The organism is Micromonospora sp. DT48 (assembly GCF_049844495.1).
In the GTDB taxonomy this organism is placed as follows: domain Bacteria; phylum Actinomycetota; class Actinomycetes; order Mycobacteriales; family Micromonosporaceae; genus Micromonospora.
Window position 1 is genome coordinate 186,383 of the sequence record NZ_JBNCLE010000013.1, and the last position, 14,696, is coordinate 201,078.

The 14,696-nt window shown below is 71.9% G+C and carries 11 protein-coding genes; 2 read left to right on the forward strand and 9 right to left on the reverse strand.

The window, feature by feature from the left end; translation table 11 throughout:
- Positions 1-32 precede the first annotated feature (32 nt).
- Entirely contained in the window at positions 33-1,922 is a 1,890-nt protein-coding gene (locus tag ACLQ2S_RS17895) for an AfsR/SARP family transcriptional regulator (protein ID WP_425702131.1), read from the reverse strand.
- Between the two features lie 287 nt (positions 1,923-2,209).
- Between ACLQ2S_RS17895 and ACLQ2S_RS17900 the strand changes: the two genes are divergently transcribed.
- A complete protein-coding gene (locus ACLQ2S_RS17900) occupies positions 2,210-2,959 on the forward strand; it encodes an NADPH-dependent F420 reductase (RefSeq protein ID WP_425702132.1) in 750 nt (249 codons plus the stop codon).
- Here ACLQ2S_RS17900 and ACLQ2S_RS17905 read toward each other — a convergent pair.
- Complete coding sequence (locus ACLQ2S_RS17905; protein WP_425702133.1) at positions 2,887-3,600, reverse strand: winged helix-turn-helix transcriptional regulator; 714 nt, start codon at positions 3,598-3,600, stop codon at positions 2,887-2,889. The two genes, ACLQ2S_RS17900 and ACLQ2S_RS17905, sit on opposite strands and share 73 nt — an antisense overlap.
- 154 nt (positions 3,601-3,754) lie before the next feature.
- Here ACLQ2S_RS17905 and add point away from each other — a divergent pair, with 154 nt between their 5' ends.
- Positions 3,755-4,837: an adenosine deaminase gene (gene add, locus ACLQ2S_RS17910; protein ID WP_425702134.1), complete on the forward strand. Its 1,083-nt coding sequence runs from the start codon at positions 3,755-3,757 to the stop codon at positions 4,835-4,837.
- Here the strand turns inward: add and ACLQ2S_RS17915 are convergent.
- The 7 genes from ACLQ2S_RS17915 to ACLQ2S_RS17945 form a co-directional block, all read right to left on the reverse strand.
- Positions 4,804-5,748: a homocysteine S-methyltransferase family protein gene (locus tag ACLQ2S_RS17915; protein WP_425702135.1), complete on the reverse strand. Its 945-nt coding sequence runs from the start codon at positions 5,746-5,748 to the stop codon at positions 4,804-4,806. The genes add and ACLQ2S_RS17915 overlap by 34 nt on opposite strands.
- A gap of 123 nt (positions 5,749-5,871) precedes the next feature.
- Complete coding sequence (locus ACLQ2S_RS17920) at positions 5,872-7,029, reverse strand: aminotransferase class V-fold PLP-dependent enzyme (protein WP_425702136.1); 1,158 nt, start codon at positions 7,027-7,029, stop codon at positions 5,872-5,874.
- 594 nt (positions 7,030-7,623) lie between these two features.
- Positions 7,624-8,553: a hypothetical protein gene (locus ACLQ2S_RS17925; RefSeq protein ID WP_425702137.1), complete on the reverse strand. Its 930-nt coding sequence runs from the start codon at positions 8,551-8,553 to the stop codon at positions 7,624-7,626.
- Between the two features lie 185 nt (positions 8,554-8,738).
- Positions 8,739-10,535: a glycoside hydrolase family 15 protein gene (locus tag ACLQ2S_RS17930; RefSeq protein ID WP_425702138.1), complete on the reverse strand. Its 1,797-nt coding sequence runs from the start codon at positions 10,533-10,535 to the stop codon at positions 8,739-8,741.
- Positions 10,536-10,569: 34 nt separating this feature from the next.
- On the reverse strand, positions 10,570-11,046 hold the full coding sequence (locus ACLQ2S_RS17935) for a hypothetical protein (protein ID WP_425702139.1): 477 nt from the start codon (positions 11,044-11,046) through the stop codon (positions 10,570-10,572).
- A 284-nt stretch (positions 11,047-11,330) separates the two neighbouring features.
- Positions 11,331-13,859, reverse strand: coding sequence for an FtsX-like permease family protein (locus tag ACLQ2S_RS17940; protein ID WP_425702140.1), 2,529 nt, complete (start codon positions 13,857-13,859; stop codon positions 11,331-11,333).
- Positions 13,860-13,862: 3 nt separating this feature from the next.
- On the reverse strand, positions 13,863-14,636 hold the full coding sequence (locus tag ACLQ2S_RS17945) for an ABC transporter ATP-binding protein (protein WP_425702141.1): 774 nt from the start codon (positions 14,634-14,636) through the stop codon (positions 13,863-13,865).
- Positions 14,637-14,696: the final 60 nt, after the last annotated feature.

Consider the following 14,696-nt stretch of genomic DNA (forward strand, 5'->3'; position numbering starts at 1 on the left):
ATCATATAGCAGTTTCCGGCGGATGTCCCGTCTCAATTGCCGGTGTGGCAGCCGCAGCCGCAGCGGTGGTCGGGAGCCGAACCGGCCACGCCATGTTCGCGCAGCATCTGCCGCGCCAGCGCGTGGACCGTCCCGAGCATCCGGTAGCGGCGCCCCGACGCTCCGTGCGTGACCTCCAGCACCGACTTGTCCACCAATCGGTCGAGCAGCATCTGCAGAGTCTCGGGTTCACCACCGATCGCCCGGCCGGCGACCGCCGCGGCCTCCAGGCCGAACTCCGCCGGAACAGCGCCCAACGCGGCGAAGCAGCGCTGCTCCGCCGGCCCCAGCAGCTCCATGCTGCGGTTCACCGCGGCGCGCAGGGATCGGTGGTGACTCGGCAACCCCCGGCGGCGCGGACGGATCCGGCGTAGCGGGTCGTCCACGACGGTGACCAGTGCCTCCAGCCGCTGGGTACGCAGGCAGGCCGCGGCGAGCTCGATGGCCAGGGGCAGCCCGTCCAGCGCCCGGCACACCGACCGCACCGCCTCCAGGTTGCCCTCGGTGAGTCGGAACGCCGGTTGGATCTGTGCCGCCCGCTGGGCGAACAGCGCCAGCGCGGGTGCCGTCGCCGACCCGTGATCCTTCTCCACGGCCAGTGGCCGCACCGGATACACCGCCTCGTACGGCAGACCGAGCAGTTCCCGCGAGGTGAGCAGCACGGTGACCTGCGGACAACCCCGGAGCACGTCGTCGACGAGGTCGGCGGCCTCGTCGGTGACCAGCTCGGCGTTGTCGAGGACGAGCAGGAGCTTGCGGTCGTGCAGCCGGTGCGTCACCGGCAGACAGCCTTTGGCGTGCCAGGATCCCTGCTCGTCGACGACCGCCGCCGTCGCCTGCGCCAGTTCCCGACCGGTGCGCGCGTTCGCCAGATCCACCACCGCGACCCCGTCGGCGAATCGTCCCCGCAGCGTCAACGCCGCGGCCATGCCGAGTGCCGACTTTCCGACTCCGGCCGGACCGGTGAGGCTGACCATGCGGTACTCGCCGAGCAGGTCACAGACCGCCGCGAGGTCGGCGCAGCGCCCGACCAACTCGTCCTGCACGGCCGCGGGTCCCCGCCAGGGCGGCTGATGGTCACCGGCGAGGCCCGCACCGTCAGCGTGCGGCGGGGCGGCGTTCAGCACCTCCCGGTACGCCTCGGTCAGTTCGGCCCCCGGATCGACACCCAGGTCGAGCTTGAGCCGGGTGCGGACGTCGGCGTACCGCTCGATGGCCCAGGCGCGTTGCCCGATGCGTGCCAGCGCCTGCAGCACCCGCGCCTGAACTCGCTCGTTCAGAGGCTCGGCCTGGGCGAGTCGTTCGGCCAGTGGCAGGACCACCTCCGGTCGCCCCGACTCCAGACCGAGCCCGATGTAGTCGAGTGCGGCAGCCAGGAACTCCTGGCGTAGCGGGCCGAGGTCGTCGTGTTCGACCAGCAAGGTGGTCAGGTCGGTCAGCTGCGGGTCCCGCCACCGTTCAAGAGTCTCCCGGTACCGGGTGAAGGCGATCTCGTTCTCGCCGGCCGCGTGCCAGGCCGCGGCTTCCCGCAGCCCGACCCGGAACTGGAGCAGATCGAGCTGGTCGTCAGCCACGGCGAGTCGATAGCCGCCGGGCGCCGACGCGATGACGTTGGTGCGCTGACGGCGCGGCGTGTCGGGTTCCAACGTGTGCCGCAACCGCGCGACATAGGTGTGCACCAGGCTCGCGGCCCGCGCTGGCGGCCGTCCCGACCAGAGGACGGCGATCAGGTCGTCCAGCGGCACGTGCCGGTCCACCCGCAGCGCCAGCAAGGCCAGAACCGCCCGCTGTTTCGGAGGACCGAGGTCGACCTCCTGGCCGCGGATCGTCGCTCGCACGGAACCGAGAATCTGAATCTGGAGCTCGATCTCGGTCCGTTTCACGGGTCCCCCAAGCTGTCCAGGTGCTGGCTCGGTTCTCCTCCACCTTAAGTGAAGAACTTCCATACTTAAAGTGGTCGCGCTGAGCCGCGCGGCGTCGACCCGCATGCCGGGAGAGTTCAAGTCGCCGTCAAGGTGGCTGGGTGACACTGTCCGACGACCGTCCGACCCGAGCCTTCAGGTTCCGTTCGGCCGGAGGGATCTGACCACCGACCCCGGAGTCAGAAGATGCGTGATCGCGTACGACCGCCCGCCTGTTGTCGCCGCAGCCGCGGCGTGCGGTGCGCCCGATGATCGGCGTCCTCGGACGCGGACGGATGGGCTCTGCGCTGGCCCGGACCCTTGCCGAGCAGGGAATACCGGTCCTCATCGCCGGTCGTACGCGCACTGGCGCACGACCCGTCGGCTTGGCTACGTACCCGGAGATCCACTGCGTGCCGGCACCCGTCGTGATCGGCCGGGCTGATCTGCTCGTGCTCGCGCTGCCATTCGACGCGGCCGTGGAACTGGCCCGGAACGGATTGCTCGACGAGGGACGCGGACGCACAATAGTCGATACGACCAACCCGCCATCGGCTGCCGGAGGCCGACGGCGCAGCGGCCGACTGCTTGCGGAACTGCTACCACATTGGCGGGTGGTCAAGGCCCTCAACACGGTGCCCGCCGGCATGCTCGCAGAGCCCGTGCTGGACGGCCGGCCGGTCACGGTGCCACTGGCCGGAGATCATCCATCAGCCAAAATCGAATGTGCGGCGATGCTGCGCGGAATCGGATTCGTGCCGGTCGACGTCGGTGGGATCGATCGGGCGCCGGCGTTGGAGTCGCTGGCGGAGTTGCTGATGGCGATCGACAGCCAGCACGCGTTACGCGGTCGGCTCGGTTTCAGCCTCGCCACGCCCGAGCCGTCGCCGTTGGCGCCCATCGGCACGGCGTGGCCCGACCGACCACCCGTCCCGGTCGGTGAGCGTCAGCGCTTCGCGCCGCCGGCGGTGGAGAGCATCCGTTCGACGCCCGGACGACCGCCCAGGCCCAGCAGGTAGAGGCAGCGAGGCACGGCCGCCGCCGGCCCGGTCACCGACACCACCCCGCTGACCACCGCCTCGACCGGCTCGATCGTGCCGCTGCCGAGGTCGAAGAAGGTGCGGGCGTCGGTGGCCACCCGGAGGGTGGCGTCCGGCCCGGCGCTCCCGCTGACGGTCCGCACGTCGCCGTCGCTGATCCGGACGTGGAAGACCTCGCCCTCGATGTCGAACTCGTAGACCTCGTCGACGAGGGCCCGCGCCGGGTCGACCATGGACTCGATGGCCAACACGGCCCAGGACGCCCGGGCGACCGGCGCGCGGACCTGGCCCGGCTGCTGGGCGAGCATCGTCAGCCCGAACCGGGCCAGGACCAGGACCGGTTCGCGGAGCTTCTCGCCCAGCTCGGTGAGGGCGTAACCGGCGGTCCGCCGCTCCGCGTCGAGAGGCTGGGTGATGCCGGCTTCGGTCAGAAAGGCCAGTCGGTCGGCCAGGAGGTTGGTGCCGATGCCCGGCAGGGCGTCCAGAAGGTCCCGGTAGCGACGCGGCCGGACCAGCAGCTCACGGATGATGAGCAGGGTCCACCGTTCGCCCACCACGTCCAGCGCGAAAGCCAGGCCGCACTGTTGGCCGTAGGTCCGGCGATCTCGTTGCTCCTTCACGGCGCTCCTCCATGCCGCAGTGTGGGCCGGCGACGCCCCTTTACTTAGACATAGTACACGGCGGCCTCTTCCAGATTGCCCTCCCACCCACGGGACTCGATCGACCGTGCTGCGAACCGGTCCGCCGGTCGTCGACGTCCCTACAATCGGCACGGTGACCACGGCCGAACCGCGCGGGGCGGACCGCGACGAGCTGATCCGGCGGCTGCCCAAGGTCGAGACCCATGTGCACCTGGAGGGTTCGATCCGGCCCGCGACACTGCTTCGGCTCGCCCGCCGTCACGGGCTCGACCTCGGCCGGCTGGACAAGGCACGGATCACCGACCTGTTCCGCTTCCGCAGCTTTCGGCACTTCACCGAACTGTACGAACGGTGCTGCGACGCGTTGCGTGAGCCGGCCGATCTCCAGCTGTTGACCGAGGAACTGGCGGACGCGGCGCACGGGCAGAACGTCCGGCACCTGGAGGTGACGTTCAGCCCTGGCACGCACCGGCACGGGCCCGGCATCCCCTTCGACGAGCAGCTCGACGCGGTGCGCAGGGGCGCAGAGGAGGCGTGGCGGCGTACCGGGGTGAGTATGCGGTTCATCGTGGACCACGTCCGTGGCGAGTCGGTGCAGCAGTGCCAGCAGGTCGCGGAATGGGCCGTGGCGGGCCGGCCCGACGGTGTGGTGGGACTCGGTCTCGGTGGCTTCGAGCCCGGGCGTCCGGCGTCGCTGTTCGCCGAGCCGATCCGCTGGGCGGCGGCACGCGGTGTGCCGTTCGTGCCGCACGCCGGTGAGGCGGTGGGGCCGGAGGGCGTCTGGGACTGCCTGGCATTCCATCCACCCCGGATCGCGCACGGCATCCGGGCCGTCGAGGACCCCGCGTTGGTGACAGCGCTGCGGAATCGGGGAGTCGTCCTCGACGTGTGCCTCACCAGCAACCTGCGGACCGGCGTGGTGCCGACGCCACAGGCGCATCCGCTACGACGGCTCTGGGAGGCCGGTGTGCGGGTGACCCTCAACACCGACGATCCGTCGATGTTCCACACCGACCTGGTCGCCGAGCACCGGCTCGCGGCGCGCTGGCACGGTTTCACGGTGGCGCAGCTGGCCGGGATGACCATGATCGCTGTCGAGGCCGCGTTGCTTCCCGACTCCGCGCGGACACAGCTTCGCGAGCGGGTACGGACGGAGCTGGACGAGTTGGGCATCGCCCCCGCCTACCCGCCTGGGACGCCGTCGGTGGCCGGCTGACCCGGGCCGGCGTCCTGCGGCCAGCGGGCCCGCAGCGCGGCGATGTGCTCGGGGCCGGCGCCGCAACAGCCCCCGACGATGTCGAGGCCACGCCACGGGTCCCTGTCCGGGAGGCGGGCGAACGCCGCCGGCGACAGGACCGGCGGCAGGTACCGGTCGACCGGCGTCGCGGGCGGCAGACCGGCCCGGTCCTCCAGGTTCGGATACGCTCCGAGCCGCCCGGTGTCGGCCTGCCCCAACCGCGCCAACGCCCGCTTCGTACCGGCCGGACCGGTGCAGTTGACCAGCACCGCGCTCGCCCCGGCGGCACGTACCGCGGTGGCGGCGGAAGCCACGTCCTCGCCGCTGAGCAGGTGACCGGCCGGCGTGCACGCGAAGCTGGCCCAGGTGGTGAGCGCCTGCGCGCGGGCAGCGCGTACGGCGGCGACCGCCTCGCGGATCGTGTTCATCGTCTCCACCAAGGCCAGGTCGACGCCGGCCCGGGCGAGCTGGCCGGCCAGCCAGGCATGCTCGGTGCGCAACACCGTGTCGTCGGGCACCAGCTCGGGCCGGTAGCAGTCCTCGACCGGCGCGATCGATCCGGCGACGACGACCGGGCGGACCACGGTGGCGGCGGCCTCGCGGGCCAGGCAGACCGCGGCGCGCACCAGGCGGGCGGCGGTGTCCGGGCCCGCGCCGGCCCGATGGGCGGTACGCGGGGTCGTGCGGAAGGTGTTCGCGGTCAGCACGTCCACACCAGCGGCGACGTACTCGCGGTGCACCCGGGTGACCAGGCGCCGGCCGGCGGGGTCGAGCAGGCAGTGCGCGGTCCACCACGGGGCGCTGACCGAGCGACCGTGCCGCTGCAGTTCGGTGCCGAGCGCGCCGTCGAGGAGCAGCGGCCGGACGCCGGCGGCCCTGGATCGTCCCACCGGCCCCTCCTGTCGGGTTGGGCCTGTGTGCCCTGCGGGTCGAACCCATCGTGGCACGCCGACGCCGGGCGTCCGAGCCCTCGTGGTCGCTCGGGCGCGACGGCGCAAGCTGGGAGTGAACGGTCAGCCGCGAGCGGCGGTGATCCCTGCCAGCATCGCGATGAGGGCACGCACGTCGGCGCGGGTGGTGTAACGGGCCATGCCGGCGCGTAGCGCCTCCGGGGTCTCGGGCGCCACGGCCCGCAGCGCCGGTTCCGCTCCGAAGGCGCCGTGCCCGACGACGACGCCACCGTCGGCCAGTTGGGCCGCCACCTCGGCGGCTGGCCGGCCGGCGACCTGGAACGCGACGATCGGCAGGCGCGCCGCGTCGTCGGAGCGACCGAGCACGCGTACGCCGTCGATCATGCGTAGGCTCCGCGTCAGCAGATTCGCCAGCCGCTCGCCGTGTCGGAAGACCGATGCGCGGTCCCAGTGCAGCAGCACCTCGGCGGCGATGCCGGTGCCCAGGACCGCCTCGATGCCCGGTCCGCCGGCCGGGGCGACGCCGCGCAGCAGCGTGGCGGAGATCGCGCCGCTGCGTCGCCACAGGATGCCGCATCCGGGGCCGTACCAGGTGGCGGCCGAGGTGACGAAGACGTCGCAGCCCCAGGCGGCGACGTCGACCGGCAGGTGCGCCGGCACCTGTGCCCCGTCGACGAAGACCTGGGCGCCGGCCACTCGGGCGGCGGCGCAGATCCGGACGAGGTCGGGCGCGGTGCCCAGCGCGTTGGATCCGGCGGTCACCGCGATCCAGCGGGTCCGCGGGCCGAGTTGGGTGGCGACCGCGTCGACGGTCAACCGGCCGTCCGAGGAGACCTCCGCCATCCGTACCGCGGCGCCCCGGCGCTGGGCGGCCTGCCGCCACGGGTCCACGTTGGAGTGGTGGTCCAGCGTCGTGCAGACGACCTCGTCGCCCGGCCCCAGGGCCGGCTCGATCGAGCGTACGAAGGCCTGGGTCAGGCTTGTCATGTCGGGCCCGAACGAGACGGCGCCGCCGGGCGCGCCGATCAGCGTCCGGAACCGGTTGGCGGCCCAGTTGAGTGCCACCCGGGAGCGGTGCCGGGCGGCCCCGACGCTATTTTTCCGATAGTTCGCGAGCACGTCGAGGACGGCGGCGTGGGCCAGCGTTCCGGCGGGTGCGTCGAGATGGACGACACCTGAGTTCAGCTCCGGGAACTGCTCCGTGACCGGCCGCGTCGCCAGGGCTTTCAGGGGCAGGCCGTGCAGTTCGCCGAAGGTCATCTCAACCGGGGGGATCGGGCCGCGACTGGCGTGCGACCGCAGGTGGCGCCTTCGGTCAGCGGGGGCCACGTAGGTGGAGCACGGTAGCGAGGTGCCACCTGCGTGGGGTCTTCTCGATGGGCGCATGTCCACATCACGTTCGTCACGGCAGCGTGCTATTCGAAAGAGGAGCGTAAAGATACCATACTGAATGCCGAAAAGGTCCCTAAGGGTGACATTACGCGAGCGGGTGGTTGCGTTGTGATGTCACGGCATCGGTCCGGGGCCGCCCGACGCCTCCTCGCCGGTGGCCGGGACCGGACCAGCCTCGGCGGGCTCGTAGCCCCAACGCCACCAGAAGTGGTTCTCCGGCGAACGCCGCCCGGCGGCCGGAGATCGCGCCGATCTCTCGCAAGCGGCTCGCCCGCGATGTCGGTTCGTGAGGTCGTCCGTCGCCGTCGTGGCGACATCGTCGTCCGGTGGATCTGCCCCCTGGTAGGCAGCCGACACGAGCAGACTCCTTCCAGTGCCGCCGGCACGGTGATCGGCCGTTGCGGTCCCGGGCGCTGCCACCTGCGGTCCGGCAGGCGGTGGCCCGGGACTTCGACACGGGTCCTAGTTGTAGGGCATCGTGGGGAACCAGCCGTAGTCGAACATCGCGGGCAGGCGCACGTTCCAGTAGACGACCATGAAGACGCCCAGGGCGATGAGCATCCCGCCGGTCAGCGCCGCGGTACGGGCCGGGCTGGCCGCCAGGAAACGGATGAAACCGCCCCGCGTGACCAGTACGAGCACGACGAACAGCGCCGCGACGATGGCAATGTTGCCGAGCGACTGGAGGACGAAGGCCCCCGCGCCGTACAACGGGTTCCCGCTCTCCACCGCCCAGTGGAACAGCTTGTTGAACAGTGGGTACGGCCGGCCGATCAGGAAGCCGCCGACAAGTGCGCCGAGCACCACCACCCGAGCCGTCGGTCGGTGTGCGAAGGGATCCCGTACCACGTTGAGGGAGGCCAGGCCGAGGTAGACGAAGGCCAGCCCGATCAGGCCGAAGACGACCATCGACTGGACCAGGCGGACCGGGAGCGCCCCGACGGTGCCCGTGGACAGTTGCGGCAGCCGCTCACCGAGCAACACACCGATGAACCCGTAGCTGGCGGAGACCACCACCATCCCGAGGGTCAGCCAGCCGACCGGTCGTACCAGGCTCCGCAGCCCGGCACGGGCCGCGGCACCTCCGTTCGCCTGGCTCATCGGGCCGATCGACGCCGCCATGGCGATGTTGCAGGCGGTGAAGGTACCGGCCAGACCCGAGACGAACGCGAAGACCAGTGCGGCGACGGTGCCGCTGAGCGCGGTCGCCTTCGCGTCCCGGCCGAGGATGGCGTTGGCCATCGAATCGCCGATGGTGTGATCGACGAACTCGTACGACCACAGCACTGACAGCAGTACACCGACTCCGACGGCGATCAGGATCACCCGACCCCGTCGGGTCGACGATGTCGACGGGACAATATCCAGGTCTGCACGCTCCGTGGCAGTCATGGCTGAATTCTCGGCGACCCGAGATTGACCGTGTTCTCGCAGTTTGCCGACTGCCGGGACGCTTTTTCCCAAGCTGGTTCCCTGGTCGCCGCCGCGCGGTCAGTTCGACGTGGCGGCCGGGATCCGGCGTCGGCCGCCGATCCGCCGTTCGAGGCGTCGTCGGCGTGCGGCGGCCAGGTCCCGGATCAGGCGTCCCGGATCGCGAGTGCGGCCTGGATGAGCGCGGCGTGGGTCAGCGTCTGGGGGAAGTTGCCGAGGTGGGCGCCGGTCGCTGGGTCCAGTTCCTCGGCGTAGAGACCGAGGGCGGTGGCGTGCTGACGCAGCGTCTGGAACAGATCGATCGCCTCGGCGCGGCGTCCGGTGCGGGCGAGGGCCTGGACCAGCCAGAAGGAGCAGGGCAGGAAGGCACCCTCGACGCCGGGGAAGCCGTCCCGCCCGGGTGGGTAGCGGTAGAGCAGCCCGTCACCTGCGCGCAGTCGGTCCCGGATCGCGTCGACGGTGCCGCGTACCCGGGCAGACCCGGCGCTGTCCAGATCGAGCAGTGGCAGCACCAGCAGGGCCGCGTCCAGGTCGGGAGAGCCGTAGCTGCGCACGTAGCTGCCCACCGTCGGGTCGTAGCCGCGCGTGCGGACCTCGGCGGCGATGGCCTCCCGGGCCCGCTGCCATCGTCGGCGTTGGCGCGCGGACAGCGGATGGGTCTCGGCGATGCGCAGCGCCCGGTCCAGGGCCAGCCAGCCCATCAGCTTGGAATGGACGTGCTGGGCGGGCCGGCGGACCTCCCAGATGCCGGCGTCGGGTTCCGGCCAGCAGCGGGCGACCACGTCGGCGAAGCCACGCGCCGCCCGCCACGTCTCGCTGTAGAGGCGGTGTCCCGCCTGGACGAACCCCCACGCGGCGTCGATCACCCAGCCGTAGACGTCGAGTTGGTGCTGACCGGCGGCGGCGTTGCCGACCCGTACCGGGACGCTGTCGAGGTAGCCGGGCCAGCCCGGCAGGTCCCGTTCCGTCGGTACCTGGCGGCCGTGCAGGGTGAGCAGCGCCGGCAGGCGTGGCCGCTGCAACCGGCTGGCGTGCAACAGCCACGTGAGGAACCCCTGGGCCTCGTCGGGTTTGCCGACACCGAGGAAGGCGCTGACGCCGATGCTGGCGTCACGGGGCCAGACGTAGCGGTAGTCCCAGTTCCGTATCCCGCCGGGATCCTCTGGCAGTGACGTGGTCGGCGCGGCCACCGGCGCCCTGGAGGGCGAGTAGGTCAGCAGCCGCAGGGTCAGCAGACTCCGGACGACCTCCTCCCGGAAGGGCAGCGATTCGTCGACGTCGGCGCTCCAGGACTGCCACCGCTGCTCGTCCTCGACGAGCAGTTCCCAGGCGGCCGACGGCTCGACGTGGATCAGCGGCTCGCGGTGGGCCACGGCCAGCACGAGGTCGACTGGCCGGCCGGGGCTGACCGTGACCGGGACCGGCTGGCCAGGTGCGATGGCGAGTCCGGCCGTGGTGCCCAGGGCCACCGCGACGGATCCCCACTCACACACCAGGCCCTGGTGACGCTGCCGCACCCGGGGCCGGCGATGCGACTCGCCGAGGCGGGGGTCGAACTCGACGACGGCGTCGACCGCTGCCGCCTCGGCCGACAGACGCCGTACGATCAGCGTCGCGGGCAGCAGGCGGTGCCGGACCTCGGCGATCATCCCCTCGGTGAGGGTGAGCCGACCCCCGCCCACCGCCCAGGTCGTCTCCAGCGTCGCGGTGTGCGGCCGGTAACGCCGTCGTACGACCGTGGCCGGGCCGTCCGGACCGACCCGGAAGGTGCCCGCAGCCCGGCCCCCGACCAGCCGACCGAACAGCGGCTCCCCGTCGAAGCGAGGCACGCAGAGCCAGTCGAGCCCGCCGTCACCGGCGACGAGAGCGGCGGTACGCGTGTCGCCCAGCAACCCGTAGTCGCTGATCGGCGTCGAGCGTTCGGGGCCTGTCGGGCCGGTCATGGCGACCCCGTGCGCGCGAGCCGTGCCGCGTCGGTCAGCCGGCCCGCAGGAGCAGTCCGAGGACGATCCCGTAGACCACGTGCACGAGCACCGCGACCACCGGAGTCTGATAACCGTAGTTGAGGGCGAAGACGCCGGGCGGCTCCAGCACGGCGGTGCTGGCCGGGCCCGCCCGCTGCGACGCCATGCGCGGGTGGACACCGGGCAGGAGCGGGAGGATGACCGTCAGCGCGATCCCGACGTGCAGCAGCCCGAACACCGCACCGAGCCACCAGGTCGCCCGGTGCAGCAGGGCGAACGCCGCCGCGTAACCGAGGGCGAAGCCCTGACCGGCACAGAGGTGGATCAGGAAGCCGATGACCCGGGCCCGGTCGGGATCCTCCGTGACGATGGTCCCGAGCACCAGGGGAAGGTCGAGGCGGGTGAGCCCGGCAAGCTGGGCAGAGATCAGCGTCGCGGTGAGCGCCACCGTGGCAACCAACCCGAACAACGCCCATCCGGCCCAGTCCATCTCAACAGCGGTCGACGTCGCGGGCGTCCGCGTTCGACACGGCCGTACGGGTGATGTGAGCGCCGACGACTCCAACGCTCATCGTCCACCTCCGCCTGAACAACGCGGGCACTCCTGGCTGTCGGTTCGTGCCGATCATCGGCGTGGGTCCGGCGGCGACCCCACCGCCGACGTCGTCGCCCGGGTGCCAATAGTAGGTTGGTCCCGGGCGACGACCATCGTGTTCGGGCAGGTCCGACCCGATCGGGAGCACCGGACCGGTCAGTCCGTGCGCCGAGCGGCGCTCACTCCTTGACGCCGATGCCGGTGACCGGCGGTGTACGCAGGAGCGCGCCGATGGGAAGCACGGTGGTGACCAGCGCCAGCAGCGCGGTACCGCCGATGATCGCAACCCAGCCGAGGGCGGGGACGTAGGGCACCGCCTGCCCGCTGAGCGCCCTGACCACCGAGACCAACGTGATGGCGGCGATGGCGCCGCCGATGAGCAGTGACGTACCGAGCAGACCGATCTGTTCGGCGTGCACCATCCGCTTGACCTGCCGCCTGGTCACGCCGACCAGGCGTAGCAGGGCCAGCTCGCGGCCCCTGGCCAACGCCGCCATGACCATCGTGTTCGCGGCCGCCAGGGCGGCGTAACCGACCATGACGCCGATGAGCAGCTTGTTCAACCAGGCGCTGAGCGCCAGGTCCTTCGCCAACTCGCGGTCGATCGCCCCGGTGTCGGTCAGGCCGCTGCCGGGATAGCGGTCGACGAGGTCGGTGAGGGCGGCGGCGCTGCCCGCCTCGGTGCGGATCAGCACCTGATCGTCGAGGTTGGTGGCGGTGTGGCCGCTGATGGTCTCCCGGTTGAGGGTCACGTCGCCGAAGCCGAGCCCGCGTTCGTAGACGGCGACGAGCCGCAACGACACCGGCGTGCCGTCACCCAGCCACATCTCGACCTGGTCGCCGATCTTCGCCCGCTGCGCCGACGCCTGCAGGGTGGACAACGCGACGGTCGCGCCGCGCAGCTCGGTGAGGTCACCCTCGGTGACCTTCAGGTCGAGGGTCTGGTCGGCTCCGTCGGGGTCGATCCCCTGCGCGGCGACCGGCTCGGCGGCACCCATCATCCGCACGATCACCGAGGTGCGACGGACACCTGTCGCGGCGACGACCCCGGGCATCTCGCGGGCGTCCGCCACCGCCGTCTCCGGCAGCCCGACCGCCGACACCAGGGCGTACTGGGCCAGCATCCCGCTGCGGGTCTGGGCGAGGGTTTCCCGCTGCAGATTGTCCTGAAAGAACCAGACCGAGCCGCCGAGGCCCACCGACAACACCAGGGCGGTCAGCACGGTCGCCATGCCCTGCGCGTTCGCCCGCAGGTTGGCGGCGGCAAGGTACCCGCTGTCGCCCCAGACGGCCCGCAGCGCCGGGCCGAGGATCCGCGCGGCGTACCGGTTGATCCACGGTGCGAGCAGCGCGGCGGCGAGGACGAAGACGTAAAGCATCCCGATCGCCGCGCCGAGGGCGGCCGGTCCGCGCGCGGCCGTGGTGAACATGGTCAGCGCCAGGCCGCTGCCGAGCGCGACCAGACCGGCGATGAACCGGACCCGGCTGCTGCGGGCCGGCTCCACCGAGACCTCGCCGAGCGCCTCGGTGGGACGGATCTTCACGGTACGCCGGGCGGCGAGCAGTGCCGCCGCCACCGCCACCAGGACCGTCGCCGTGCTGACCGCCACCGCGGAGAGCACCCCGTCGCTGATCGGGAAGCCCTCGGGGATGAAGCCCCGCGACACCAGTTGTCCGCGCAGCCAGCCGGTGGCGACCAGCCCGGCCGGTATGCCGAGCACCAGCGAGACGAGGCTCAACTGGGCGGCCTCGGCGACGATCAGCAGCCGTACCTGGCCCGGTGTCGCCGCGATCGCGCGCAGCAGGGCCAGGTCGCGGCGGCGATGGCGGACCGCCAGGCCGATGGTGCCGGCGACGACGAACATCACCAGGCCCGCCACGTAACCACCGAAGACGGCGCCGAGCTGGATCAGCAGACTGCTCGCGGCCCGCGCCTCGGGCTGCTCCAGCTTTCCGAGGTCGGCACCGGTGTGGACCTTCGCGCCGGACTCGGCGGCCAGCTGCGCCACGGCGGCCGCCACGGCGGACCGGTCGGCGTCGGGGGCCAGGACGATCCCGATCAGCGCGGCCCGGCCCGGGTGCGGGTTCAGCGTCGCGGCGTGACCGTCGCTGAAGAAGAGCGTGGCCGGTCCGTCGTCTCCGCCGTCGCGTTGCACGACCCCGCTGATCCGGTACTCCCGCAGGGTGCCGCCGACGAGGACCGGAAGCCGGCTGCCGGGACGCATCTCGGTCCCGTCAGCGGTGGCGGGTCCGACGTCGACGACAACGTCGGACTCGCTGCCCGGCGGGTCGCCGGCAGCGAGCTCGTACGGCGTCAGGGCGGCGCTGCGCCAGCCGTGGGCAACCGCCTCCTGCCCCGCCTGCTGACCCGGCACGACCGCCCGGATCGGGTGGTCGGCAACGGCGGTCGCCACGCCGGGCAGCTGCCCGATGCGTTCGGCGAGCGTGACCGGAACCGTCCCACCCTCGGGCAGGTCGACCGTGGCCGTGGTGGTCTCCCCGAATTCCTGGAAGGTGACGGTGAGGTCGCGCTGCGCGACCAGCATGTCCGCGGCGGTGTACCGCTGTGGCGTGGGCGCCCAGCGCAGGCCCGACTCGACCAGCAGGCCCATCGACATGAGGATCGTGACGCCGCAGGTGAGGGCGACGAGGGTGGCGACCGCGCTTCCGATCCGGTGGCGCAGCATCCGGAGGGCCAGCTTGACCATGACTCAGCTCCCCTGGGCGACAAGCGGGCGACGCCCGAGCAGCGCCAGCTGCTCGGCGATCTGCTCGGCGCCCGGCTGCGGCATGTCGCGCACGAGGCGACCGTCGGCGAGGACCATCACCCGGTCGGCGTACGAGGCCGCCACCGGATCGTGGGTCACCATGATCACCGTCTGTCGTGACTCGTCGACCACCGACCGCAGCAGGGTCAGCACCTCCGCGGCGGTCTGCGTGTCCAACGCGCCCGTCGGTTCGTCACAGAAGATCACCTCGGGGCGCGTCGCCAGTGCCCGCGCGATCGCCACCCGCTGCTGCTGCCCACCGGACAACTCCGCCGGACGGTGGTGCAGCCGCTCGCCGAGTCCGACCCGTTCGACCACCTCACGCAACCAGGCGGCGTCGGGGCGTATCCCGGCCAGCCGCAGCGGCAGCTGGATGTTCTCCTCGACGGTCAACGCCGCGATCAGGTTGAACGCCTGGAAGACGAAGCCGATCCGGCTGCGCCGGAGCTTGGTCAGCCGGGTCTCCGACAGCCGAGACAGCTCCTGGTCACCGATCCACACCTGCCCGGACGAGGGACGGTCCAGTCCGGCCGCGGTCTGCAGCAGGGTGCTCTTGCCGGAGCCGGACGGCCCCATCACCGCGGTGAAGGTGCCCCGCTGGAACTCCGCGTCCACACCGGCGAGCGCGGTGACCGCCTGCGGCCCGGAACCATACGTACGAGCGAGTTGCACCACACGTACCGCCGTGCCGGCAGTAGGCCCTATCTGGACGGACATCCCGACCAACCTTCCGTGTCGTCAGGGGACGAATACACGGGAGACGCTATGGTCGCGACG